At 36.0% G+C, this 22,258-nt stretch carries 23 protein-coding genes; 14 read left to right on the forward strand and 9 right to left on the reverse strand.

Going from position 1 to position 22,258, the window contains the following annotated elements:
• Window positions 1-16: 16 nt before the first annotated feature.
• The 4 genes from QQZ16_RS17935 to QQZ16_RS17950 form a co-directional block, all read right to left on the reverse strand.
• Window positions 17-391 (reverse strand): winged helix-turn-helix transcriptional regulator, encoded by a 375-nt coding sequence (locus QQZ16_RS17935; protein ID WP_048717726.1) that lies wholly within the window; start codon window positions 389-391, stop codon window positions 17-19.
• Window positions 392-661: 270 nt separating this feature from the next.
• Window positions 662-931, reverse strand: coding sequence for a hypothetical protein (locus tag QQZ16_RS17940; protein ID WP_284561631.1), 270 nt, complete (start codon window positions 929-931; stop codon window positions 662-664).
• A 135-nt stretch (window positions 932-1,066) separates the two neighbouring features.
• Window positions 1,067-1,969: an SDR family oxidoreductase gene (locus QQZ16_RS17945; protein ID WP_284561632.1), complete on the reverse strand. Its 903-nt coding sequence runs from the start codon at window positions 1,967-1,969 to the stop codon at window positions 1,067-1,069.
• Between the two features lie 58 nt (window positions 1,970-2,027).
• Window positions 2,028-3,224 carry an AGE family epimerase/isomerase gene (locus QQZ16_RS17950; RefSeq protein WP_284561594.1) on the reverse strand — a complete coding sequence of 399 codons (1,197 nt, stop codon included), beginning with the start codon at window positions 3,222-3,224 and terminating at the stop codon, window positions 2,028-2,030.
• Window positions 3,225-3,526: 302 nt separating this feature from the next.
• On the opposite strand from QQZ16_RS17950, the gene QQZ16_RS17955 reads away from it, so the two are divergent.
• Entirely contained in the window at window positions 3,527-3,673 is a 147-nt protein-coding gene (locus QQZ16_RS17955) for a hypothetical protein (RefSeq protein ID WP_192840943.1), read from the forward strand.
• Window positions 3,674-4,350: 677 nt separating this feature from the next.
• Here QQZ16_RS17955 and QQZ16_RS17960 read toward each other — a convergent pair.
• The 3 genes from QQZ16_RS17960 to QQZ16_RS17970 form a co-directional block, all read right to left on the reverse strand.
• Entirely contained in the window at window positions 4,351-5,703 is a 1,353-nt protein-coding gene (locus QQZ16_RS17960; RefSeq protein ID WP_048717723.1) for a gluconate:H+ symporter, read from the reverse strand.
• Window positions 5,704-5,872: 169 nt separating this feature from the next.
• Window positions 5,873-6,919 (reverse strand): mannonate dehydratase, encoded by a 1,047-nt coding sequence (gene uxuA / locus QQZ16_RS17965; RefSeq protein WP_048717722.1) that lies wholly within the window; start codon window positions 6,917-6,919, stop codon window positions 5,873-5,875.
• A 171-nt stretch (window positions 6,920-7,090) separates the two neighbouring features.
• Window positions 7,091-7,807 carry a GntR family transcriptional regulator gene (locus tag QQZ16_RS17970; RefSeq protein ID WP_048717721.1) on the reverse strand — a complete coding sequence of 239 codons (717 nt, stop codon included), beginning with the start codon at window positions 7,805-7,807 and terminating at the stop codon, window positions 7,091-7,093.
• 161 nt (window positions 7,808-7,968) lie between these two features.
• On the opposite strand from QQZ16_RS17970, the gene QQZ16_RS17975 reads away from it, so the two are divergent.
• From QQZ16_RS17975 to QQZ16_RS18000, 6 genes are all read left to right on the forward strand, one after another.
• Window positions 7,969-8,151, forward strand: coding sequence for a hypothetical protein (locus tag QQZ16_RS17975; RefSeq protein ID WP_284561595.1), 183 nt, complete (start codon window positions 7,969-7,971; stop codon window positions 8,149-8,151).
• 513 nt (window positions 8,152-8,664) lie between these two features.
• A complete protein-coding gene (locus QQZ16_RS17980) occupies window positions 8,665-8,952 on the forward strand; it encodes a hypothetical protein (RefSeq protein ID WP_031540315.1) in 288 nt (95 codons plus the stop codon).
• A gap of 239 nt (window positions 8,953-9,191) precedes the next feature.
• Window positions 9,192-9,614 carry a hypothetical protein gene (locus QQZ16_RS17985; protein WP_031540316.1) on the forward strand — a complete coding sequence of 141 codons (423 nt, stop codon included), beginning with the start codon at window positions 9,192-9,194 and terminating at the stop codon, window positions 9,612-9,614.
• Window positions 9,601-9,984, forward strand: a complete 384-nt coding sequence (locus QQZ16_RS17990; RefSeq protein ID WP_284561596.1) for a hypothetical protein — start codon at window positions 9,601-9,603, stop codon at window positions 9,982-9,984. The genes QQZ16_RS17985 and QQZ16_RS17990 overlap by 14 nt, the downstream gene beginning before the upstream one ends.
• A 684-nt stretch (window positions 9,985-10,668) precedes the next feature.
• A complete protein-coding gene (locus QQZ16_RS17995; RefSeq protein ID WP_446715460.1) occupies window positions 10,669-11,454 on the forward strand; it encodes a L,D-transpeptidase family protein in 786 nt (261 codons plus the stop codon).
• Window positions 11,455-11,797: 343 nt separating this feature from the next.
• Entirely contained in the window at window positions 11,798-12,454 is a 657-nt protein-coding gene (locus tag QQZ16_RS18000) for a Type 1 glutamine amidotransferase-like domain-containing protein (RefSeq protein ID WP_031538583.1), read from the forward strand.
• Window positions 12,455-12,695: 241 nt separating this feature from the next.
• On the opposite strand, the gene QQZ16_RS18005 is transcribed toward QQZ16_RS18000, so the two are convergent.
• Both QQZ16_RS18005 and QQZ16_RS18010 read right to left on the reverse strand, forming a co-directional pair.
• Window positions 12,696-12,971, reverse strand: a complete 276-nt coding sequence (locus QQZ16_RS18005) for a helix-turn-helix domain-containing protein (RefSeq protein WP_031538585.1) — start codon at window positions 12,969-12,971, stop codon at window positions 12,696-12,698.
• 151 nt (window positions 12,972-13,122) lie between these two features.
• Complete coding sequence (locus tag QQZ16_RS18010; RefSeq protein ID WP_031538587.1) at window positions 13,123-13,581, reverse strand: competence protein ComK; 459 nt, start codon at window positions 13,579-13,581, stop codon at window positions 13,123-13,125.
• 389 nt (window positions 13,582-13,970) lie between these two features.
• On the opposite strand from QQZ16_RS18010, the gene QQZ16_RS18015 reads away from it, so the two are divergent.
• The 7 genes from QQZ16_RS18015 to QQZ16_RS18045 all read left to right on the forward strand — a co-directional run bounded on the left by QQZ16_RS18015 (window position 13,971) and on the right by QQZ16_RS18045 (window position 21,978).
• Window positions 13,971-15,110 carry a hypothetical protein gene (locus tag QQZ16_RS18015; RefSeq protein WP_048716973.1) on the forward strand — a complete coding sequence of 380 codons (1,140 nt, stop codon included), beginning with the start codon at window positions 13,971-13,973 and terminating at the stop codon, window positions 15,108-15,110.
• Window positions 15,111-15,226: 116 nt separating this feature from the next.
• Complete coding sequence (locus tag QQZ16_RS18020) at window positions 15,227-16,387, forward strand: SEC-C metal-binding domain-containing protein (protein WP_048716977.1); 1,161 nt, start codon at window positions 15,227-15,229, stop codon at window positions 16,385-16,387.
• A 177-nt stretch (window positions 16,388-16,564) separates the two neighbouring features.
• A complete protein-coding gene (locus QQZ16_RS18025; protein WP_284561597.1) occupies window positions 16,565-18,208 on the forward strand; it encodes a PTS transporter subunit IIBC in 1,644 nt (547 codons plus the stop codon).
• Window positions 18,205-19,044 (forward strand): endonuclease/exonuclease/phosphatase family protein, encoded by an 840-nt coding sequence (locus QQZ16_RS18030; RefSeq protein WP_284561598.1) that lies wholly within the window; start codon window positions 18,205-18,207, stop codon window positions 19,042-19,044. The genes QQZ16_RS18025 and QQZ16_RS18030 overlap by 4 nt, the downstream gene beginning before the upstream one ends.
• Before the next feature lie 276 nt (window positions 19,045-19,320).
• Window positions 19,321-19,881, forward strand: a complete 561-nt coding sequence (locus QQZ16_RS18035) for a transposase (protein WP_031538597.1) — start codon at window positions 19,321-19,323, stop codon at window positions 19,879-19,881.
• A gap of 145 nt (window positions 19,882-20,026) precedes the next feature.
• On the forward strand, window positions 20,027-21,163 hold the full coding sequence (locus QQZ16_RS18040) for an SEC-C metal-binding domain-containing protein (RefSeq protein WP_284561599.1): 1,137 nt from the start codon (window positions 20,027-20,029) through the stop codon (window positions 21,161-21,163).
• An 80-nt stretch (window positions 21,164-21,243) separates the two neighbouring features.
• A complete protein-coding gene (locus QQZ16_RS18045; protein WP_284561600.1) occupies window positions 21,244-21,978 on the forward strand; it encodes an RQC-minor-1 family DNA-binding protein in 735 nt (244 codons plus the stop codon).
• Window positions 21,979-22,258: the final 280 nt, after the last annotated feature.

The following is a 22,258-nucleotide window of genomic DNA, read 5'->3' on the forward strand; positions in this document are numbered from 1 at the left end:
GGAAGAAATAACCACACTACAGTAACCCTTCTTGTCTTAATTGCGAGATGCGATTTTTGCCCCACTCATACATCATTTTAACAATAGGCAATATTGTATATCCTAGTTTAGTCATCGAATATTCGACTCTTGGTGGGCTCTCTGGATATACTTTTCGACTAATTAATCCATCTTCTATAAGTTCCTTCAATTGCTTTGAAAGAGTTTTATGAGAAATATTTTCAAATAGTCTTTGAAGATCACTAAAGCGGTGTGAGCCTTCAACACCTAAATGCCATAAAATAACTAATTTCCACTTCCCGCTAATTATAGAGAGCGTCAGTTCTTTTTCACAATGATAATTCTTATTTTTTAATTTTTCTTGTATTTCTTCTCGTAATGTATAACACATAGGACCTCCCCCTTTTCTCTCCATTCAATTTTATCAGAAAAATAAATTCTTGGTCACAGTGACGCCCCGAAAAATCTTGTTTCATGGGACATGGGGTCAGGTTCCTTGTCCCAAAATTCTTGGTCACAGTGAGGTCCCGAAATTTGTCGGAGATTTATAGAGAATTAGATGGTGTGAATGATAAACTGAAATAGTAGCTGGATATTGGAGGTGTTGTTTTCGGTTTAGGAAAGGGGGATAATCATTGTATAGTTTTACCTCATTTGTGATTTAGTAACTATTAATAGTTACCCAAACTTTATAAATAAATGAATCCTCAACCTTTACTCCTGGACGAATACGGAAACTTTTTTCTGAATGAACAACAAAATCAGGATTAGAAGCTAGAAAAAATGAAAGAGCATATGCTATTTTATAATCTGGTGTTATATATCCATTTATTGTTCTTGTTCTACTATGTATTTCGTTAGCTAGAGAATCAGCCCATACCTCTGATTCTCTTAAAGTTTCAATAATAAGCGTTTCTTTTTTCCATTCTATTTCCATCATTTACACCCTCATTTTTTTATTTCTAAATTCTATCACATTTATACATTCTAACTTTCTATCCATCTTCGACAAATTTCGGGGAGTCACTGTGACCAAACAACCACAGCGACGCCTCAAAATACACCGTTAAACTATTGTGCCACCATTTGGATGTAGAATCTGACCAGTCATGTAGCTTGCGTCATCAGAAGCAAGAAATACATAGCTGATTGCCACTTCAAAAGGTTGCCCTGCACGTTTCATTGGTGGTTTGGATGTGTCGGTTCCATAGGTTGCTACTTTTTCTGCTGAGTAGGAAGAGGGGATGAGAGGTGTCCAAATAGGTCCAGGTGCAACACCATTCACACGAATACCCTTGTCTAGAAGAGATTGCGAAAGGGAGCGTGTGAAAGTCAGGATGGCCCCTTTAGTAGCGGAGTAGTCAATTAATTCTTGATTTCCTTGATAGGCTGCGAGAGAAGTTGTATTAATAATGGAACTGCCCTTCTTTAAATGTGGTAAACAGGCTTTGGTCATATAGAAAAATGAGTAGATATTTGTTCGGAAGGTTACGTCTAATTGTTCTGCTGTGATATCTAATATGCTCTGTTGAATAAACTGTACTCCGTGATTATTAACCAGAATATCAATTTTTCCAAAATGATGGACTGCCTGTTGGACGACGGTATATGACATTTTTTCCTGTTGTAAATCACCGGGAACTAGTAGGCACTTTCTGCCGATTTGTTCAATTCTACTTTTTGTTTCTTGTGCATCTTGATGTTCATAAAGGTAGGAAATAACAACGTCGGCTCCCTCTTTAGCATAAGCATAGGCGATGGCTCTTCCTATTCCACTATCCCCACCTGTGATAATAGCTACTCGGTCTTTCAGTTTTCCGCTTGCTTGGTAATAAGGATTTTCCGAAATAGGTTTTGGCTCCATAGTGTGTTCAAGACCTGGATGTTGTTCTTGGTGTTGAGGAGGAAAAGCAATATTTATATCTTGACACTTTTGTTTTTTTTCTAAGAATTTATAAACAGGATAGATAGGACATTCCCCTTTCCTATTTCATTTAAATAAGATAAAGTTCGTTAAAACCTTTTACTCACAGATTCGTTAGTGCTCGGATGGTTTCATAGCAATTTGCAATTGGATGATAATCCGTCTTCGTTACGGGGCTTTTCTTATTCCCTACCTTTTGATTAAATCGATTTACTTTTTCATACCAACCACCCCGTTTTTTATCTATGAAATAGTTCCAAGCATAATTAAATAGAGCATCATAATTTCTCCAATATGTGAAAGCTTTTAATCGTGTTCCAAGAAGTGCTGATGCACCAATCGCTTCTGCCATCACCCAATAGTATTTATCTGACTCTAGTACTTTTCTTTCACGGTCAATCGAATAGTATATCCCCCCATATTCAGTGTCTAAGCCGGGCTTTAGTGCGCTATTATATAATTCTACTGCTCTCTCTATCATCCATGATTCAGATTTATATCTTTCCAAGAGTAAGAGTAGTTTGCTCCATTCAATCGAATGACCAGGAATAAAGCCTTGGGGCCGAAATTGCTGCATCTCTTTATTGGTTTCAATATAGTTCCAATCAATTACCCAATTAGGGTCATAGTGTTCCCATATTAATCCTTCTGATTGTTGAGCTAAATTTAAGGTAACATTATATGCTAATATATAGGCTCTCTCTAGATACTTATGGTTACCGGTTGCTTCATAGGCTGAGATCATTGCCTCGCACAGGTGCATATTCGGATTTTGCCCTCTGTATGGATTTATAATGGACCAATCTGAATTCATTTCATTTAGATATAACCCGTGATCTGGCTCCCAAAAATATTGGTCGAGTATGTTATAAATATAGTCTATTAGGTGAGAAGCGCAAGGTATCCCTGCCTGATAGGCTTTGGAAGCTGCAAGTAAAGCAAATGCGTGTCCATATGCATATTTCTTAGAAACAGACACCTGATTATTGTTTAACTTCCAAAAATAACCTCCGTTATTAATATCCAGATGATAATTTTGAAGGTAGGATAAACCATGCTCAGCCGCCTGTAGACACCATGAATCACCACGTAACATGGCTCCAACACTAAACACGTAAATAAAGCGAGATGTCCCTACTAAGTGTTTCGTCTGATTATTGCAGATTGTCCCGTCATCTAAGTAGCACTGAAAGTATCCACCATTACGATAATCAATACATCTTGGATAATAAAATTGCAAGGTACCAAATATATGATTGGTTAACCATGCTGGATCACGAACCCGAATCTCACTATTCATTCACCACCACTTCCTTTTTTGAAATCATTCCCATTCTTTTGGGACCTATCTTAAAATAGTGACTTAACTAAAAATATTCTTTTTAGGACGGCAATATACATTGTCCAAACAAACTGTTCATTTAGGTTTGGTCATTATAAACACTTCCTTCGAATACTCTTGGTCACAGTGACGGCCCGAAATTTGTCGAAGATTGATAGAGAGTTAGATTGTGTGAATGTGATAAACTGAAATAGCAACTGAATATTGTGAGGGTGGTTGGTTGTTGTGCTTCTTTCCATTTAGGAAAGGAGGTGATAATCATGGAAACATTTCTTGAATTTGTTCGTGAAGTTCTGAAGGGGATTGTGCGTGAGATAAGCGCCTATTTCTTTCGGAAGAACATATTAGAAAACAAGAAAACCACCCTACGCCGTCGCAAGCAAAAGGGTGGTTCTCGACCAAAATAATATTTAATTGACAACCATAACCTGACGGTAGAGGTTGCAGGGAGAAGTGTTCGCGCACTTCTCTTTTTCATTATATACGTTTATTATATAGCTTATAACAATTGCTTTCAACTATGTGTCAAAATTTAGGTCACAAGCAAGAAAGCCAGCAATGCCTAGTACACCTACAACCATTACGATGAAAATGCTCATTCTCATTAAACCTCCATTCCTATTGCTAGTATATGAATATTTATCATGAAAACGCGGAATTACTGTAGAATTCTGAAATGACTGACCGTTTATAATTATAACAAATTTATGGAAACAGAGATGCCATAAAAAATTATGTTTCATGGGAGGGGGATAGTGTGATGCATTTTGAACTTGAGCTGATTAAGGGCCACTATAAAAAGATGGTGATACTTTTACAATCAACCAATTTGGTACCTATAAGTTGTAGGTAGAGGGAGAAGTAAGGCATAGAGGGAGTTTGGCGCTATTTTGGGAGTGAAAACATCAGCACCGCAAATCCAAAATGTTGTACTTTATTAGTCTGTATAGGAGATAGGGAAGGGGGACTATTTATTCAATTTGATTTAGTTATTAGCAGTAAAAAAACTCAAAGCCAATGAAATTGTACTATGCGAAAATTCCATGGGCTTTGAATCTTGGGAGCAGGGTTATGTCTTTGGCTTTTATACAAATAAACTAAGCAATAAGACAAACACTAATCCACAGACGGAAATAAGTGTTTCGAGTACTGTCCATGTTGCAAATGTTTCCTTCATTGTCAATCCGAAAGATTCCTTTACAATCCAGAAACCGGTATCATTAACGTGTGAAGCTATAACACTACCAGAGCCTGTTGCCAATACTAATAGGGCTAAATTTACATCACTTCCAGCTACCATTGGAATAACTAACCCAGCTGTTGTTAACGCGGATACGGTTGCCGATCCTTGTGCAAGTCTAATAATTGCTGCAATTAACCATGCGAGTAATAATGGGGAAATCGTACTTCCTTCGAAAATTTCAGCAACATAATCTCCGACGCCACCATCCATTAATACCTCTTTAAGTGATCCACTAACCCCTAAGATTAATAATAGCATCCCAATAGCTTTGACAGAACTTTCCGCTGATGCCATGAGTTGATCCATTGGAATTTGTCGTGCAATCCCCATTGTATAGATGGCTAGCAACACTGATAATAGCATAACCATCGATGGATGCCCAATTGTCGCAACAATTGCAAAGAATAAGTTATCATCTAAGCCTACGACATTTTTTATTAGTGTAACAACAGTAGATATACTCATTAATAGAACTGGAAATAATGCAGTGAATGCACTCACACGAAACGACGGTGTATCTTCTAATTTATAGACTTTTGCATCACCTAGTTTGGCAATACTACCTTCTATCACTTTATCAAAAGCTGATGGAATGACTCTTTTTGAAAATTTTGTAAATAGTGGTCCAGCAATAATAATTGTTGGAATAGCAATGATAAATCCATACAGCAAAACCATTCCAATATTGGCACCATATTGAGCAGCAATAACAGTTGGTCCAGGATGGGGTGGTAAGAAAGCATGTGTTACAGATAATGCGGTTGTCATTGGCAACCCTAACCAAAGAAATGAGATCTTAGTTTGTTTGGTAATTTGATATACGATTGGTATTAATAAGACAAGTCCTACTTCAAAAAACAAGGCAACACCAAGAATAAATGAAGAGAGGACAACTGCCCATTGAACTCGCTTCTCACCAAACTTATGAATTAGTGTCATTGCAATACGTTGGGCTCCACCAGCATCAGCTATTAATTTCCCTAAAATGGCTCCAAGACCAAAAATCAATGCCGTACTAGCCATTGTATTACCTAATCCATTTTGGATAGACCCCATGATTTCATTGATTGGCATTCCGAGTCCTAAACCTAGTAAGAACGAAACAACTATCAATGTTATAAAGGTATGAAGCTTAACCTTCATAATCAAAATTAATAAAAGTATAATACCAATTGCAGTAATAATTAATGGCATAGTATTCTCTCCTTTATTTGATTGCTGTTTGTGATGTATTATATGCTTACTCTTAAAATTCTAGTTTTCTTTTAATATAGCACGAGGTATAAACGCTTTCATTATTAATGATTAAATACAAGATTCTGCATCTTGTATTTAATCTGTTCTTCTCCATTAAGGAGTTTCTTTAGCTTGATTTTTTTATTGCCTCTATTAATCCGTTTATATATACTGCACCTAGAGCGCGATCATATAGACCATAGCCAGGTCTTCCTTCTTCACCCCAAATCATGCGACCATGGTCCGGACGAAATGGTCCTTCAAATCCATAATCTACATAAGCCTTTATAATTTCATAAAAATCTAATGAACCTTCTGTAGATAAATGAGCAGTTTCCCAAAATGATTTTTCTCCCGTAATCTTAACGTTTCGCAAGTGGGCAAAGTGAATACGATTTTTTATTCCCCCGAAGTATTTCACCATATCAACAAAGTCATTATTCGGATCACATCCTAATGAGCCAGAGCAAAGTGTAAGACCGTGGTTTGGTGAGTCATATAAATCTAAGAATCTTTCTAGGTTCTGTTTATTCGTAATAATTCGTGGCAACCCAAAAATGGACCATGGTGGATCATCTGGGTGAATGGCCATTTTTACGTCACTTTCAATGGCTACTGGTAGAATTTCTCCAATGAAGTACTTTAAATGCTCCCAAAGTTTTTCTTCATCCACGCCTTCATATTGTTGTAATAAGCCTTTTAAACCTCCTTCACCATAAGAAGTATCCCAACCAGGGAGTGATAACTCTCCAAGCATCGGATTCATCTTTTGAACAGTAGATTCATCATAAATTAATGACGTTGAGCCATCCGGAAGCTCATATGCTAAATCGGATCTAGTCCAATCAAATACAGGCATGAAATTATAACAAATGACTGGGATCCCGACTTCACCTAATTGTCGAATAGTTTGCTTGTAATTTTCGATATAACGATCTCTTGTTGGTAACCCTAATTTAATATCTTCATGCACAGGTACACTTTCAATGACAGAAATCTTCAAACCTACACTTTCGACTTTTTCTTTTAAGGCTAGGATTTTCTCCATTGGCCAAACTTCTCCAACGGGTACATCATATATAGCGGTTACAATTCCTTTCATCCCAGGAATTTGAGCAATATACTCAATATTTACTGGATCTTCTTCTCCATACCAACGAAATGTCATTTCCATCTCGGTTGCCTCCCTTTCCATTTTATCGTTTCTCTTTTATACTAGTATACTAGCATTATTGTGAAGCGTTTACAACCATAAAATTTACAGGAGACTTATTTTATTAAATAATTTTCACCAAATTGTAATAATTATTTAATGACAAAAAATGCCAATACTCTAGTTTTTTCCCTAGAATATTGGCATTTTATTGGTAAGGTCAAAAAAATCTACATATGGACTAGTAGGCTTATATAAATCTTCCCAAAGCTTTGTTGGTTCAATAATATGTTCTCTTATAATAGCTTCCACTTGATCTATATTTTTGCTTTCAATCATTTTTACGATTGTTTTATGTTGGAGGATTGCATCACTGAAGCTTAGATTCATCTCGGCTAGCAGTCTCATGCGATTGTAATGTGTACTTAATCGAATAATGGAATTCCAGACATTTTCCTTATTGTTTCCTTGAAAAATCAGAAAATGAAACTGCTTATCTAATTTGTGGAATTCCAGCTCCATTCCTTTTTGATCCAGCAATAATTCTTGATGTGCGATATTATTTTTCATTTCTACTAATACATTTTTCGGGAAGGAAATACAGGATTGTTTTAAAATTTCTTTTTCCAAGATAATTCTTGCAAATATTGCTTCTTCTATTAAAATTGGTTTAAATTTAGAAATATACGTTCCTACTTGTGGGATTACTTCTACTAAGTGTTCTTCTCGTAGCTTCATTATTACCTCACGTATTGGAGTACGAGAAATATGAAGTGCCTCAGCGATTTCTGTCTCACTTAAAGATTGACCCGGTTTCAATCGCAACGACATAATCGCTTCTTTTATTAATCTGTATGAATAATCCCTATTATTCTCTCCAGGCAACTTGGCTTGCACTTCTATTAGCATTGCTTTCTACACTCCTAAATCAAACGGTTCGACCCGAAATTTTTCAAAGTACTATTTATTATTATAACACCATCAAATAGTATAACCAATTCAATTCTTTTTTAGGGAGAAGGGGGCTGGTTGCTTGTTCAAAATTTAATTCTTGGTAATGCTTGGTCACAGTGAAACCTCGGAATTTGTCGAAGCTTGAGAGAAAGTTAGATAGTAGTGATTTTGGTGGCCCCATTGATTTTACCACTCGTGAAAAGGACGATGTTGATACTTTAACATTCAATCAACTTGGTACCTATAAGTTGCTGGTAGAGGGAGAAAAGCATAGAGGAAGTTTTGCGTTATCTTGGTAGTGAAATAATGAATGGCCACGTGATTATTATCGTCTTCTAAATATTTTTCGAAGTAAGAAAAATATTAGTATAGTTAAAAGGAATGCTAGTCTAAAATACCCAGGTATTAAGCCGATAATCCATATACTTGTTGTGATAGTTGCAAATGATAAATATTCTATATACTTAACATGTTGCCATTTCTTCTTGTTTAGTAGAATGATTATATACGCAATGATAGGTGCTACTATTGATATAAAGTATATAAATTTTTCTTTTGTGTACCATGGATTTCTTTTCATTTTTATACCCATTCTTTCTTTTATTTTATAAAAATAAGGCTTATAACAGTTAAAAACTTATGCTTGTAGAATCTAAATATATTAATGTAGTATAAATACTATTACTTTTGCTCCAATTCCTGCTAAATAAAACATAAGACTGATAGTGGATTGAAGATATGTCCCTTTGCTCTTGGTTTCTTTCGGAAAACTTTATATTAGTAACAATATATCTTTTTAAGGAGATGATCGGATGCTTAGTGAAATAGTAGAAACTTTAATCATTCTGTGGGCAGGAAAAGATATTAGTTATTATCCGACCGAGGAACAAAAGAATCAGAATCTAAAATTACTTAGAAACGAACAATGGTTTAAAGATTTATTTTCAGAGCATACAGAGCTGTTTTTGAAGAATAAAAAGCTCCGTCATTTTATTGGAGCAGTTAACCCCCAAATAATCTTAGCTAATCCAAAAAAGAAAAAAAGGTTTGAAGAAGATCTAATCTATCTTATAAAGATTATAGAAAAACATCAAAAATAAGCAGAATTGTTGAGTGAAGGAAGCGGATTTAAAAGAGTCACAAAAAAACGAAATATGCGCGGCCGTTGGGCTGCTTTTTTGTTGTTATTTAAGCCTTTCACAGCATGTATTGACTAAAAAATAACAGAATAGAACATAATAAACACATGTAATTTAATACATATAATAATACACATTTAAATACACATTATAATACACAATTTCATATTTATAGTATATAATGGGAGGTGAAAACAATTATGAAAGAAAAGGAGATGAGTAAATTGTCTGCCAAAGCAATCGAAGAAGTACAAAAAATCCGTCATGGTTTCCAAATGGGGAGCAGAGTAGGAGTCACACAGCTAGGTCGATCCACACAATGGCGTGAAGATTTGGACCGATTAGCTGCAATGGAGGTTGTGGATCGTAACGAAACAAAAGCAATTTTACTCAAGCCGGAAGTGTATCAAGCGATGATCGAGTATATGTCCTTATTAGAACGTAAAAAAGAAGAATTAGAAGTAGAAATCGAAACAGCAGAAGTGGAACAGCTATATGGATATCGTTTAAAACGCAAAGAAGCAGAGTATGTTAGGGGTGGAAAAGAAGCTGCAGAAGATGCGGTTGCCCTTTTCTTATCTAATCCAGAAAAGTTTAGGTCTCCACTAGATGATGATAAGTAATTCCAAAATAGCTGAAACGATTGCTCAAATTACTACCATATCGGGCATTCAACATGTACCGACAGATGTTATTACCGACGTTATAAATTTAGCAAATGCTTTTCCGAACGATTTCGATTTCGATTCCGCCGCTGACAATGTTATTCGATCGATTATTCAAATTAAAAGAAACCCCCATATCGGAGGACTGCTCCGAGATAATTATATGGGTTATCGTTCTTTCCATTATCAAAGTAAAAGAGTAAACAAGCACCCAGCCGATATGCGTACCATATATCGATATCGTGAAGATAATGGAGTTATCTATCTTCATGGATTTGGTCACTGTCATAATCCGGATAGTGTCTATAAAAGATTTCAGGGCAGATAACAATCCTTTGCGGGACTGTCAAATGAGGCTGGGACATAAGTATTTCAATCAACAACAAACACGAACTATAATGTAATTAAATTACATTATAGTTCGTGTTTGTTTTTTAGAAAAAGGTTTAAAAACGAAGTGAAATGGAGCGGAGGACGCTCGACTCCTGCGGGAAATAGAGGAAAGGCTGAGACCCCGCAGCGCAGCGAGGAGGCTTAGCTTCCTCCCCGCGGAAAGCGAGCGTCCGTAGCGCAATGGAACGACTTAGTTTTTACACTTATCTAGATTTAAAAACATAGATAACCATCATGAGAAAGTAGCCTTATTTAAGAGATAAATTAAAGATTGTTCGTCTTTAAAGATTAGTTATTTAGTTTTGTCCCACCTTCTTTTTTATATGGGACAAGATGCCGGATTCCTTGTCCCATATAATTACTTGGAAGAAAAACGATTGAATTATCATAGGTTTATTCCATAAACAGTATTATAATGGATGGTATATCCAGTTAATGGATTGTATTGTTGGATATTTATGAAATTTGTATTAGTTCTTATTATTTATTATGAAGAGAATTGAAGGGATGGTTTTACTGCATCCTTGTCTTTATAAGATATAATAGGAAAAATCATAGTTGTTAAAATGTAATCAAGGATAGAGGAAAGATTATCTATTAAAGAATTCAAACTACAGTAATCGAAACAAGTTCTAATGGATGGAGTAAAGTAAGGGTGAATAATAAAACAGGATGGGTTTCTAGTAAATATCTATCTACCAAAAAACCAGTCGTTACAGAAAGTACTTCTCCTAAAGAAACTTCAACTTCTGATTCTAAAAAGCCCACTACACCTACTCAAAGCACGCCTGCATCTAGTGGTAACGTAGCGGATCAACTGAAAACGATTGATGCAAACCAACAACTAATTCTCGTTACAACAAATGGATCGAGTACAAGTTCCGCAACCATTCGTACATTTGAAAAGGATTCAAAGGGAAAATGGACCCAGTTACTTAACATTGCAGGCTATATTGGTAAAAAAGGATTCGCTACTCCTTCCGCTATGAGTGAAGGCGGGAAGAAGGCTCCAATCGGAAAATATACAATTGGGACAGCATTCGGGCGTTATGATAACCCTGGTACTAAATTACCTTATCGGAAAATTACGAGTGATGATGTCTGGATAGATGATCCTAACTCAGAGCTATACAACACTTGGCAATCAAAAAGCAAAACCCAAGACCAGTGGAACAGTGCCGAAAACATGAATATTGCAGCTTACAATTACGGATTTGTGATTAATTACAATACAGCACGAACTCCAAATAAAGGGAGTGCGATTTTCTTCCATGTTAGCAGTAGTTACACTCTCGGTTGCACCGGTACATCTCAAGCAAACGTAATAAGCATCTTAAAATGGCTAGATCCAGGAAAAAATCCTGTAATTATCCAAACCCCTGTTTCAGGATTAGGAAACTACTAATAAAGGGATGGTTTCAGCAACTCCTCGCATATCATGTTTCACGAGAATTTTAGACTTTTCCTGTCTAAGTTTAAAAAAATCCTGATTATAAAATTGGGATTTTTTTAATTATAGAAGATGGAAGACGGTTTTCTTATAGTGTCATTTATTAAAATCATTAGTTTGATTTTGAATGTCTATCCCAATAAAATTTAACGCACAAAAAATAGCGACTGAACTATTGCTAGGCTGGTTGGCTGTTTTGCTTTTGAATATTAGAAAATAAGAAAAAGCTCACGGAGTTTATGTTGGTTACAATAACACAGAATATGGATATCATTCACACTTTACTACGGGGGAACTTATGAAAATTCATTATTATTTAGGCTGGTTTAATAATTTTTTCCCAGCGAAGTTGAGCAGGGTATTACAGGAGGATATAACCGATAGAAAATCACTTGTGATGATTAGCTCAGATCCATTTTTTTATGAAATGGATGGTGCTACGGAGCGTTCGTGGTTTGACCAGGCTGGCATTATGTTTGATGAATATCATTTAATAAATTATCGAGTACAGAAGGAAGAGGCCAATAGCATCATTCAAAATGCCTCCGTTATTTTCTTATTGGGCGGAGATACGATTAAACAAAATGAGTTTTTAAGGGATTATGAATTGTCTGTTGCTATTAAAAAAAGCAGAGCTGTTGTAATGGGAGCGAGCGCTGGTGCAATTAACATGTCTGCTAAGTGGTTATGCTCGAAAAGCTTTGGCTATAACATTGAAACCAGTTCTGTTTACGAAGGAATCGGTCTGGACGATTTTTCCGTCCTGTCTCATTTTGATCTTGAAAATAATCTTCCATTGGTTCAAGACGAACTATCTCACTTATCGGAAGAAATGAATATTTACGCATCGAACAAAGATTGCGCAGTACGTGTAAAGGACGATAAAGTCGACATTTTAGGCAATGTCTATTTAATTTCCCGCTCAATGATTCAAAAACTAGATGAGACGCTCTGAATTTTTGATTATAGGGATGAGCTGAATAATCTTGTTTTACAGGAATATTTCGCGGCTGTAACCCACTGCAAGAATAGTCAAACTAGTAAAATACTATCCTCAGAGTAGCCATCAATAGAAGAAGCAAAGGGAAGAAAGTTAGCTTATTGCAAACTTCTAGGGGCAATGGTAACGCCCCTAGAAGAAAAAGCCTCTATTAGCTATTCGTATGATATTTCATTTACCTACATAAGGTTACTGCTTATTGTTCTTCCTCTTCCTGAAACAACATGTCCACCTCGTCCCTCACTTCCATAAGAAACGATGTTGCATCAATCTGCAATACATCACAAATGGCATGAAATAGTCCTGTGGCTGGATGGGAATGGCCAAGCTCGACATTGTTGACATGGTTGATACTAAAGCCTGTATCTTCTGCAAGTTTCTGTATGCTTACATCACGTATTTTTCTTCTATTTCGAATATGTCTACCTAATACGGTCATGTAAGTTTTGCTTTTATAAAGCTCATTAGACACGGTTATCCCTCTTTTTTCCTCATTATCTAAAGAGAAAAAAGTAATGACCATAAAGGATAATGTGTGTTTTTCTATATTTTTACATATTCAACAAGAAAATTTTCAAATAAAATGTTTTCTGAATAAATAATTGTATTCCTTACAAGACAATCTACTCATTAAGTGCCTTCTTGCATAACCAAGTTCGATACATTTGCTTTTCTAATATATGTAAGGATTCATTCATCTTTATTTCTCTGCCATTTTTAAATTGGATAATAGAACGATAGTTGCCTTTAGTTGGTTTAATTTCGTCGACATGATGGAAGAATATCCAACTGCAATGAGCTTGGTTTGGGGAGGTAGTTGGAAATGCATAGATGTTTTTTTGTGGATTAATGGGAATCGGAATTTTCTTATGAATGCCTGTCAAATAAGTCATTGAAGTCCTCCTGCCATTATACTCAGCGCCCCCTCGCTTTGCCGCTAGCTTAATTAATTCCAATGGCGTTTGTTTCACAAATAATTCTCGCTTTCCCTCCAGTACGATAGTCTGATAGTCTAGCTGAAAAGCAGGTGTTAGTGCATTTGTTTCTTCATTCACATTGTACGTAGTAAGAATTTCTTTCATTTTGGATACTCCTTTTTAAGTGGATTTTTTCATGGAGTAGGGAGGCGTGTCCCGTTATCTTAGGTGGGGATGGAGGAATTTCATTAGCAGAGATAAAGTATGTGTAATGGTGAGCAATTAATCCTATATGAAATTATAGAAAAAAGGTGAAAGTACTAGCTCTATTTTCTCACTAACAATATTAACCCTCCTTTTCTCCTATTATCTATAAAAAATAGGAATTGAAAACCAAGTATAATGGGTATTTATGTAATTTTCTGATTTTTTATATAAATATACTTCGTTTAGTGTTCCTTTTCACTAACTCGTATTTCATTTTAAAGTAATTTTTGTTAATCTAACTAAAGTAAGGAATATTATTAGTAAAATAGTTAGATAGGAATGAGGACATGAGTGATTTAATCGTTGCAGTGGGGAAAGTATTGTTTAAGGTTGTCGAGTGGCTGTTAGATCAGCTGTTGGGGGATACTTACACTCATTTTAAAACTAGAATTAGTAAATGGCTACAAAGGAAAATAAAGGGGAAGTCCAAAAGGTATCAAACCATTCAACAAGACGATGGGGTACTTTGGATAGCAGGCCGAAAAACAAATTTTGTCGTTAGCGGTGGTTCTGGAGAATTTGCTTATGATCGAAATTATATCCAGACAAGGTATGATGATGAGTATTTCGAATTGCCTCAAGAATTGAAAGAGCTGCGAGACAAGATTGAAGCAAGAGAACAAATGAAAAAAGAGCAAGGCCTAAAGCATATGTACAATACATATCAGGTAGCCTTAACCAATGCTTTTCAAACAAACACGGATATTATTGAAAAACCATATCCAGTTTTACATTTCAAAAGATCTGATTATTATAACTTTCAAGCAACGGTGGCAAGCCTAGACAATTACCAATTAAGCAGTGGAGAAACGATTAGAGAAAAATATATCGATCAAGCCATACAGGATTTACATGTGCCTTCCGATGTCTTGTCCCAAGGGATTGGAATCGTCTTAACAGTCGTAACCGCAGACGAAAAAATTGTTCTTACAAGAAGAAGAGCAGATACAGGCATTCGTCCAAATGAATTGGATGTTAGTGTAGTAGAAGCAATTGATCCATATCAAGATGCAGTAGAAAATTCCAACGGAGAGCAAAATTCCCGTAAAACCATCGATCTCTACAAAGTAGCTATTAGGGGATTAAAGCAAGAATTAGGGATTGTAGCTAGTCCAGATCAAATCCATCTCCTCGGATTTGGTGTAGATTTAGAATACTACCAATGGAACATCATAGGCACGGTAAAAACAGAACTTACCTCCAGCCAAATTATCGAATTAAAGTCATCCGGCATTCATGGCATTAACGAATTATCCAAGATAGAATTCATCCACCATGACCATATCAAGGTTGCAGAAGTCCTCCGTGATCAGCCATTATGGAGTACCGCTCAAATTGCTCTGTATTGGACGATGGTATATGACATGGGGAATCCTAATAAGGTTTTTGCGGATAGGACTTTTAAGTCGGTTTTTGGGAGAACGTAGGGTGATAGATTTACTTTAGGGAAGGTGTGTACATCCTCTGAAGTTACATCTGATTGATCTTTTTATTAAGGAAAAGCAGCAATCTCTATACTATGTGTTAGAAAGGAACAAGATAAATGGCTTTTTTAGAAAAAATACAACCACACTTACTCAGTCCAGATTTATTAATCCAGGAAACGATTTTATACGCAATTAATGATTATCCTGCCCTTCCTGCTGATTGGACGGTTCATTTATTGCAGGAGGCTTTTTCAAATAAAGATAAGCTATCTTCTATTTTAATTCATATAGAAAATCAGCCAATAACGGAAGAAGCATTACAAATTTTGATGGAAAAGGTACCGACAATGGACCGAACAAAGGTTCATCTGGCTTTGAAATTATTAAACAATGTGGAACCAGCACTAGCGATGAAATATAAAGAGGCCTTAAAAGGGTTTATTCCCGAAGATAATTGGTCCTTATTTGAACTATTAGTAGGCGGAGAAGAAGAGGAAGTTTATGAGAAATATGGAGAAGTTATAAATGCTATGGAGACAGCAAGTACATTCCCGTATCTTCTATTTAAGCAAGCTAAATATATCGCGAATTGTATAGTGAAAAAAGGCTGGATTACAGAAGAAGAAATAGATATGGTTTTCGCTGAAGAAATAGAGAACCAGTGGTTTTCTTTCAATGGTATCCTAAATGTCTATATGGTTGGTTTGCTAAAAATAGAAAAGTATATTCCACTTTTAGCAAGCTTGCTAGAACGAGAAGAAGACTCATTATTAGAAGAAGTTTCCACAGCCCTTATTAGCTTTCAATCTGACAAAGTGGTGACTGCTGTAGAACCTTATGTGAAGAAGTCTGAATCCGTTATTTATGCCGCATCTATAGTTGAAAATATTAAAACAGATTTGGCAGTTAAGGTGTTAAGAGAAGCTTATTCCACATTCAACGATTTGGAAAATCAAGACACAGTAATAGAAGCTCTTTGTCATCAATTTTCAGAAGATGGACTTCCGGAAATAAGCAAATATATGAAGAAGGAATACTTTTCCTCTTTTATTGATATGGAACATACTGCCTACAGTTATTATTCCATTTTGGGTTTCGACCATCCAGAATTAGGGGATTGGAAAAAGGCTGCGCTGCAAAGAGAGCTAGCACATCAAGCAAATTTAAACCAAAATAGAAGTGATAAAGAGCCTATTCGTAAAGAAAATAAGGTAGGAAGAAATGATCCTTGTCCATGTGGAAGCGGAAAAAAGTATAAGAAATGTTGTGGGAAATAAATTAAAGAGAGAAGGAAGCGATTTCCGTTGCTTCTTTCTTTAAAATGCAAACGTTTGCGTTATTTTTGCATTAAATACTAAAATTTTGAATTTTTTTCTTGTAAAATGGTAGATATATTACTATAATCAAAGATAAGTTTAGTGCAAACGTTTTAATTGGAAATGGGAGGTAATAAAATGAAAAAGATGTTTTCATTTGAATTTTGGCAAAAATTCGGAAAGGCACTAATGGTAGTGGTAGCTGTTATGCCGGCAGCTGGTATTATGATTAGTTTAGGAAAGTTAATTGCAATGATTGATGCTTCTGTTTTTATTACAATTGGAAGCGTTGTAGAGAACATTGGTTGGGGAATTATTGGTAATTTACATATTTTATTCGCATTAGCAATTGGTGGTTCATGGGCTAAGGAAAAAGCAGGTGGAGCATTTGCTGCTGGGATTGCCTTCTTATTAATTAATAGAATTACAGGATCTATCTTTGGTGTAACAAATGATATGCTTTCCCAAGAGGGAGCTTTTACGCATACTTTATTTGGAACGAAGATTTTAATAGATGGATATTTTACAAGTGTATTGGAAGCGCCTGCACTTAATATGGGTGTTTTCGTGGGGATTATATCCGGGTTTATCGGAGCAATTGTCTATAATAAATATTATAATTTCAGAAAGCTGCCTGATGCACTTGCTTTCTTTAATGGAAAACGATTTGTACCGTTTGTAGTTATTCTGTGGTCTGTTATCGTATCTTTAATGCTTGCAGTGATTTGGCCAACTATCCAAACAGGAATTAATCAATTTGGATTATGGATTGCTACCTCAAGTGAAAGCGCTCCAATCCTAGCGCCTTTTATCTATGGTACGGCAGAACGCCTTCTCATTCCATTCGGTCTACATCATATGTTAACGATTCCAATCAACTATACATCATTGGGTGGAACCTATACGATTATGTCTGGTGTGATGGCTGGAAAGGAAGTATTCGGACAAGATCCACTTTGGCTAGCATGGGCAAGTGATTTAGTGAACCTACAGAATGCAGGTGATACAGGGGCATACAATCAACTGCTTTCCACAGTTACTCCAGCACGTTTCAAAGTAGGGCAAATGATTGGTGCTACTGCTATTTTAATGGGTGTGGCTGTTGCGATATACCGAAATGTTGATATGGATAAAAAGAAAAAATATAAGTCGATGATTTTTTCAGCAGCGATAGCTGTATTCTTAACAGGAGTTACAGAGCCTTTAGAATTTATGTTTATGTTTGCGGCACCATTACTTTATGTTGTTTATGCTATTTTACAAGGATTGGCTTTTGCCTCTGCAGATATTGTGGATTTACGCTTGCATTCCTTTGGGAATCTAGAGCTAATCACACGCTTACCAATTGCTTTTAAAGCAGGCTTGGGCGGCGATGTTCTAAACTTTGTGATTGTGTGTATTGTCTTTTTTATAGTGAGCTATTTCATTGCGAATTTCATGATTAAGAAATTTAATTTTTCAACACCAGGTCGTAATGGTAACTATGAAAGTGATGCAGATTCTAACAATACAGAGACTGGGAATGCTGGACCTACTAACAGCCAAGTTTTAGAGATTGTAGCATTATTAGGTGGAAAAGCTAATATTACAGATGTGGATGCATGTATGACAAGATTGCGTGTATCTGTAAAAGAGATAGATAAAGTTGGCGACGAATCGTCCTGGAGAGCGGCTGGCGCAATGGGCTTAATTAAAAAGGATGGCGGTGTTCAGGCAATCTATGGTCCAAAGGCGGACATTCTGAAATCAGACATTAATGACTATTTGGAGCAAGGGGAATGAAATTATTAACGTTAAATACCCATAGCTGGATAGAGGAAAAGCCTTTGGAAAAACTCGAGGCGATCAAGGAGCAATTGCTGGCTGATCCATATGATGTAATTTGCTTGCAGGAGGTAAATCAGTCGATGGATGCAGAGGAAGCGGAGGTAGATTCTTTTTTCAATGCCCCGAATCCAGATACGGTGATTAAAAAAGATAATTTTGCTTTTCTTCTCCAGCAGGAGCTGAAGAAAAACGGGCTCGAATATTATTGGAGCTGGGTTCCTAGTCATATTGGTTATGACCAATATGATGAAGGAATCGCCATTCTTACTCGATTTAAAGTAACAAATACAAGAGGGATATTGCTGTCACGCAAAGATGATTATACTGACTATCATACAAGAAAAGCACTAGAAGTTAGTTTTCAAGCAAATGATAAAAACTATTTGGTGTACGGACTGCATCTATCTTGGTGGCAGGATGAGACAGAAAGCTATCCGTTTTTGTATGAATGGAACAAGCTTGTTGAAGAATGGGAAACGGAAGCGCAGAAAGGTAGCTGTATTTTGTTGATGGGCGATTTTAATAACCCTGCCCATATCGAGAAGGAAGGCTATAGCCTTGTTTCCAAGCATCCGCTTTTAAAGGATGCTTATCTGGACGCCACCGTTAAAAACGGCAGCCATACAGTTGAGAAGAAAATTGATGGTTGGGAGAACAATAGTGATTTTCTTCGCATTGATTATATCTTCGTTTCTGCTAATTTATCTGTAGACTCATATGAAACGGTTTTTGATGGAAGAAAGACCCCGGTTGTGTCTGATCATTTTGGGGTGGGGGTTAGGTTAGAGTGACAGGCACCATAAAAAGACAAAAAGAATATTTTGTCTTTCTGTGAAGGACAATGGGGAAGGAATCATTTTTTGGTTTCTTTTCCTATTTTTTTTGTGGGGAAATGCAGGGATTTTGATTTCTTAAGTAGAATGTTGTAATTTAATGTTCTTTCTTTCTTCGTATTCTTTCTATTTATTTAGTGAAGCATTGATAACCCTCCCCTTTTGCTTTGGCAAAATCTATCCATTTTATCCTTCATCGTAGTAATGAAATTTCATAAAAAAGGAGGTAGTTAGTTGGCAAGAAAAAGGCGCATTTGGTATCCTGGTGCTAGTTATCATATTACGAGTCGAGGTATTCGTCGAACTTCTTTATTTTGGGACAAGGAAGATCGAGATGAATATTTGCGATTGTTGGCAGAAGCAATGGAAAAAAGGCCTTTTATTCTGCAAACCTATTGTTTGATGACAAATCACATTCATCTTCAAATAAAAACCCTTCAACATTCCCCAAGTGATATTATAAGAATTCTCCATTTTAATTACGCAATCTATGTTAATAAGAAATACGATTTTACAGGACATGTGTTTGAAAGTCGTTATGGATCTGAGTTGATTACGTCTGCTCAATATGAATTAGAGGTAAATCGGTATATTCATCTGAATCCAATTCGAGCCGGTATGGTAGATTGCTTAGAAGAATATCCGTGGAGTAGTTATTTTAACTATATAGAGGCCAAGGAAGGAAGTCTGGTAAATTCAGAACGGATTCTTGCTTACTTTCCTGAGCCTCAAATCGAGCAATATCTCCAATTTTTACATGCAAGAGGGAAAGAATCGGATCAATATCCAGTCTGAGTTTTGATAGAACCGCTTTTAGGACAGTTGTATATGTGTTAGAGGTTATAAATGATACAGTGGAGTGGTACAATGAAAATTATATAAATAGTAGAAAATTTATAAGAAGTCATATATGGACCGATGTGGATGAAAGGGGTATGGAATGAAAATAGATAAAAGAAAGAATCAAAAAGAGAAAGTTAAGGGATTGGCTACATTAAAAGAAGGGCTAACTGTATATAAAGTGGCAGACCTTCGAGAGATTGGTAAAAAACTAGGAATCAAAAATTTAAGCTCTTTAAAAAAGGCAGAATTAATTTCCTATTTAGCGGAGGAAATTCCTAATTATCTTAGAACGATAATTAGTGAGTATGATGAGCGACGAATTTTTTTACTAAAGAGGATTATTGCTAATAATGGAATAATAAGTGAAGAGGATGTAGAAATAGAGGAGATGGAGTATTTCCCGAAGACGGGTTTCATGTTTATTGTCTATCATAATCGAAACCCATTCGTAACGATTCCTGTAGAAATATTGCCTTCTTTAGAAGAAATTGTTCAAGATAGTGCAATTCTTACCGATGTGAAGCGAAATACAGAATGGATTAAGATAACGCGCGGATTAGTCTATTATTATGGAACTATACCTGCAAACCAATTAATAGAGTTGGTGGAAAAATATATACCGATCCATCCAAACGTTCCTGCGTTTAATCGTATTATTTTCGATGCAATGGAATATTACCAAGAAGTTCATTATGACAAGTACGGTTATTCTTACTGGGAAGTCCTAGAACCTGAAGAGATTTTGGCAGAACAAGCGTTGAGAAAAAATATTGCCTATTATCCTTTTACGAAGAAACAGCTCCTTGAAGCTGGTGAAACGAACTATTTGGAGCGTCCAAAGGGGTATTCTCAACTTATGGAACTATTTACAGAGGTGTATCAGATTCCAAAGGACGAAGCGAAGGCAATAATTGATGACTGTATCATACATGTGAAATTAAACGAACACCCTAGTCAGATTCTTCAATATTTACAGTTGGAATTACCACTCGAAAGCTTAGAAGAAGTAAAAAGGCTAATGGACATCATTGTTGTTTTTATGAATAATACAAGACAATGGTATTTAAAAGGATATACACCAGTAGAGTTATCAGGACGTGATAAGCAGGCATCACCGCCTTTATCGAGTCAAAAAGGAGAAGTTATTAGCTTTCAAACTCGTGAAAAAATTGGCAGGAACGATCCATGTCCATGTGGTAGTGGGAAAAAGTATAAGAAATGTTGTGGGAAGTAGTTAGGGGTAGTTATAAATATTAAATAGGAAAGAAAATGAGATTTCTATCATCGTTGGGTAGATGAGGAGGATTTACCAGTATGATAAATGCTAAGACGAATCGATTATCTGAAGAAGAAATAAAAGCCATATTGAGAGCAGCGGATATGATCATTGACAGTGGAGGAAGAACGCTTCTTGCGAAAATTTTAAAGGGCTCACGGGAAAAGAAGGTATTACAACTGGAGCTGGATAAGTGTCCGGCTTATGGTTATTTTAAAAAAGAGAAACTAGAAGAGATTATGAAGAAAATTGATTGGATGATTGATTATGATTTTCTAGATATTCAGTATTCTGGAAAACTCCCGATGATTATTTTTACAGAGCGAGGATGGGACCTTGAATCTGATCAATATACGGATGAGCTGTTAAATGAGTGGAAGGAATGGATCAAGCAAGGGAAGCAAGATCCAGATATGAGCTATTTAAAGGATCGAAACAGAAGCATGATTCTCTTGCTACTAGAGAAAGTGAGAGAATCTGGGGATCAATCATTTATCCCTTATTTAGAATTATGGGAGAAAGTGGATTATAAAAAAGTAAAAGAAGAGATTCGCACAACGATAAATGCATTAACCAGTGATGAGCCGATTGATAGCTCGATTGCAAAGGAAAGAAAGGAATATATCAAAAAAGCACTAAAAGGTGTGGAGCCGCAAGATATTCTTTTAAAATGCTGGGAATGTGGAGACCGGTTTACTTTTACATTAGGAGAGCAGCAGTTTTATAAGATGAAGGGGTTATCTTATCCTAAGCGGTGTAAAGAGTGTCGCTAATAGGTGACAGGCACCATAAAAAGACAGTTGTTAGATTTTGTCCATATCAGAAGGACAAAACTTATGATTGGATGGCGATAGCTGGTATCATGGGAGTTTCCAAACTTTTGGGAGCTCTTTTTTTGCTTTTGGACTTCTATAGAAGCTGGAATACTGATGAAAACAACTTAGGGATTAGCCTAAGATTAATAGTTAATAGACATTTTTAAGCAAATTGGGCAAGAGAACTAAACCAACTATTAAATCAAACATAATTATCTATGGAATTACTTATAGCTAA

Source organism: Bacillus sp. T2.9-1 (assembly GCF_950097965.1).
Classification (GTDB): domain Bacteria; phylum Bacillota; class Bacilli; order Bacillales; family Cytobacillaceae; genus Niallia; species Niallia hominis.

Coding starts and splice junctions, on each gene's coding strand:
- QQZ16_RS17935 (WP_048717726.1), bottom strand. CDS start 391: ATGTGTTATACATTACGAGAAGAAATACAAGAAAAATTAAAAAATAAG.
- QQZ16_RS17950 (WP_284561594.1), bottom strand. CDS start 3,224: ATGAATAGTGAGATTCGGGTTCGTGATCCAGCATGGTTAACCAATCAT.
- QQZ16_RS17955 (WP_192840943.1), top strand. CDS start 3,527: ATGGAAACATTTCTTGAATTTGTTCGTGAAGTTCTGAAGGGGATTGTG.
- QQZ16_RS17960 (WP_048717723.1), bottom strand. CDS start 5,703: ATGCCATTAATTATTACTGCAATTGGTATTATACTTTTATTAATTTTG.
- uxuA (WP_048717722.1), bottom strand. CDS start 6,919: ATGGAAATGACATTTCGTTGGTATGGAGAAGAAGATCCAGTAAATATT.
- QQZ16_RS17970 (WP_048717721.1), bottom strand. CDS start 7,807: ATGCTAATAGAAGTGCAAGCCAAGTTGCCTGGAGAGAATAATAGGGAT.
- QQZ16_RS17980 (WP_031540315.1), top strand. CDS start 8,665: ATGCTTAGTGAAATAGTAGAAACTTTAATCATTCTGTGGGCAGGAAAA.
- QQZ16_RS17985 (WP_031540316.1), top strand. CDS start 9,192: ATGAAAGAAAAGGAGATGAGTAAATTGTCTGCCAAAGCAATCGAAGAA.
- QQZ16_RS17990 (WP_284561596.1), top strand. CDS start 9,601: ATGATGATAAGTAATTCCAAAATAGCTGAAACGATTGCTCAAATTACT.
- QQZ16_RS18000 (WP_031538583.1), top strand. CDS start 11,798: ATGAAAATTCATTATTATTTAGGCTGGTTTAATAATTTTTTCCCAGCG.
- QQZ16_RS18010 (WP_031538587.1), bottom strand. CDS start 13,581: ATGAAAGAAATTCTTACTACGTACAATGTGAATGAAGAAACAAATGCA.
- QQZ16_RS18015 (WP_048716973.1), top strand. CDS start 13,971: ATGAGTGATTTAATCGTTGCAGTGGGGAAAGTATTGTTTAAGGTTGTC.
- QQZ16_RS18020 (WP_048716977.1), top strand. CDS start 15,227: ATGGCTTTTTTAGAAAAAATACAACCACACTTACTCAGTCCAGATTTA.
- QQZ16_RS18025 (WP_284561597.1), top strand. CDS start 16,565: ATGAAAAAGATGTTTTCATTTGAATTTTGGCAAAAATTCGGAAAGGCA.
- QQZ16_RS18030 (WP_284561598.1), top strand. CDS start 18,205: ATGAAATTATTAACGTTAAATACCCATAGCTGGATAGAGGAAAAGCCT.
- QQZ16_RS18040 (WP_284561599.1), top strand. CDS start 20,027: ATGAAAATAGATAAAAGAAAGAATCAAAAAGAGAAAGTTAAGGGATTG.
- QQZ16_RS18045 (WP_284561600.1), top strand. CDS start 21,244: ATGATAAATGCTAAGACGAATCGATTATCTGAAGAAGAAATAAAAGCC.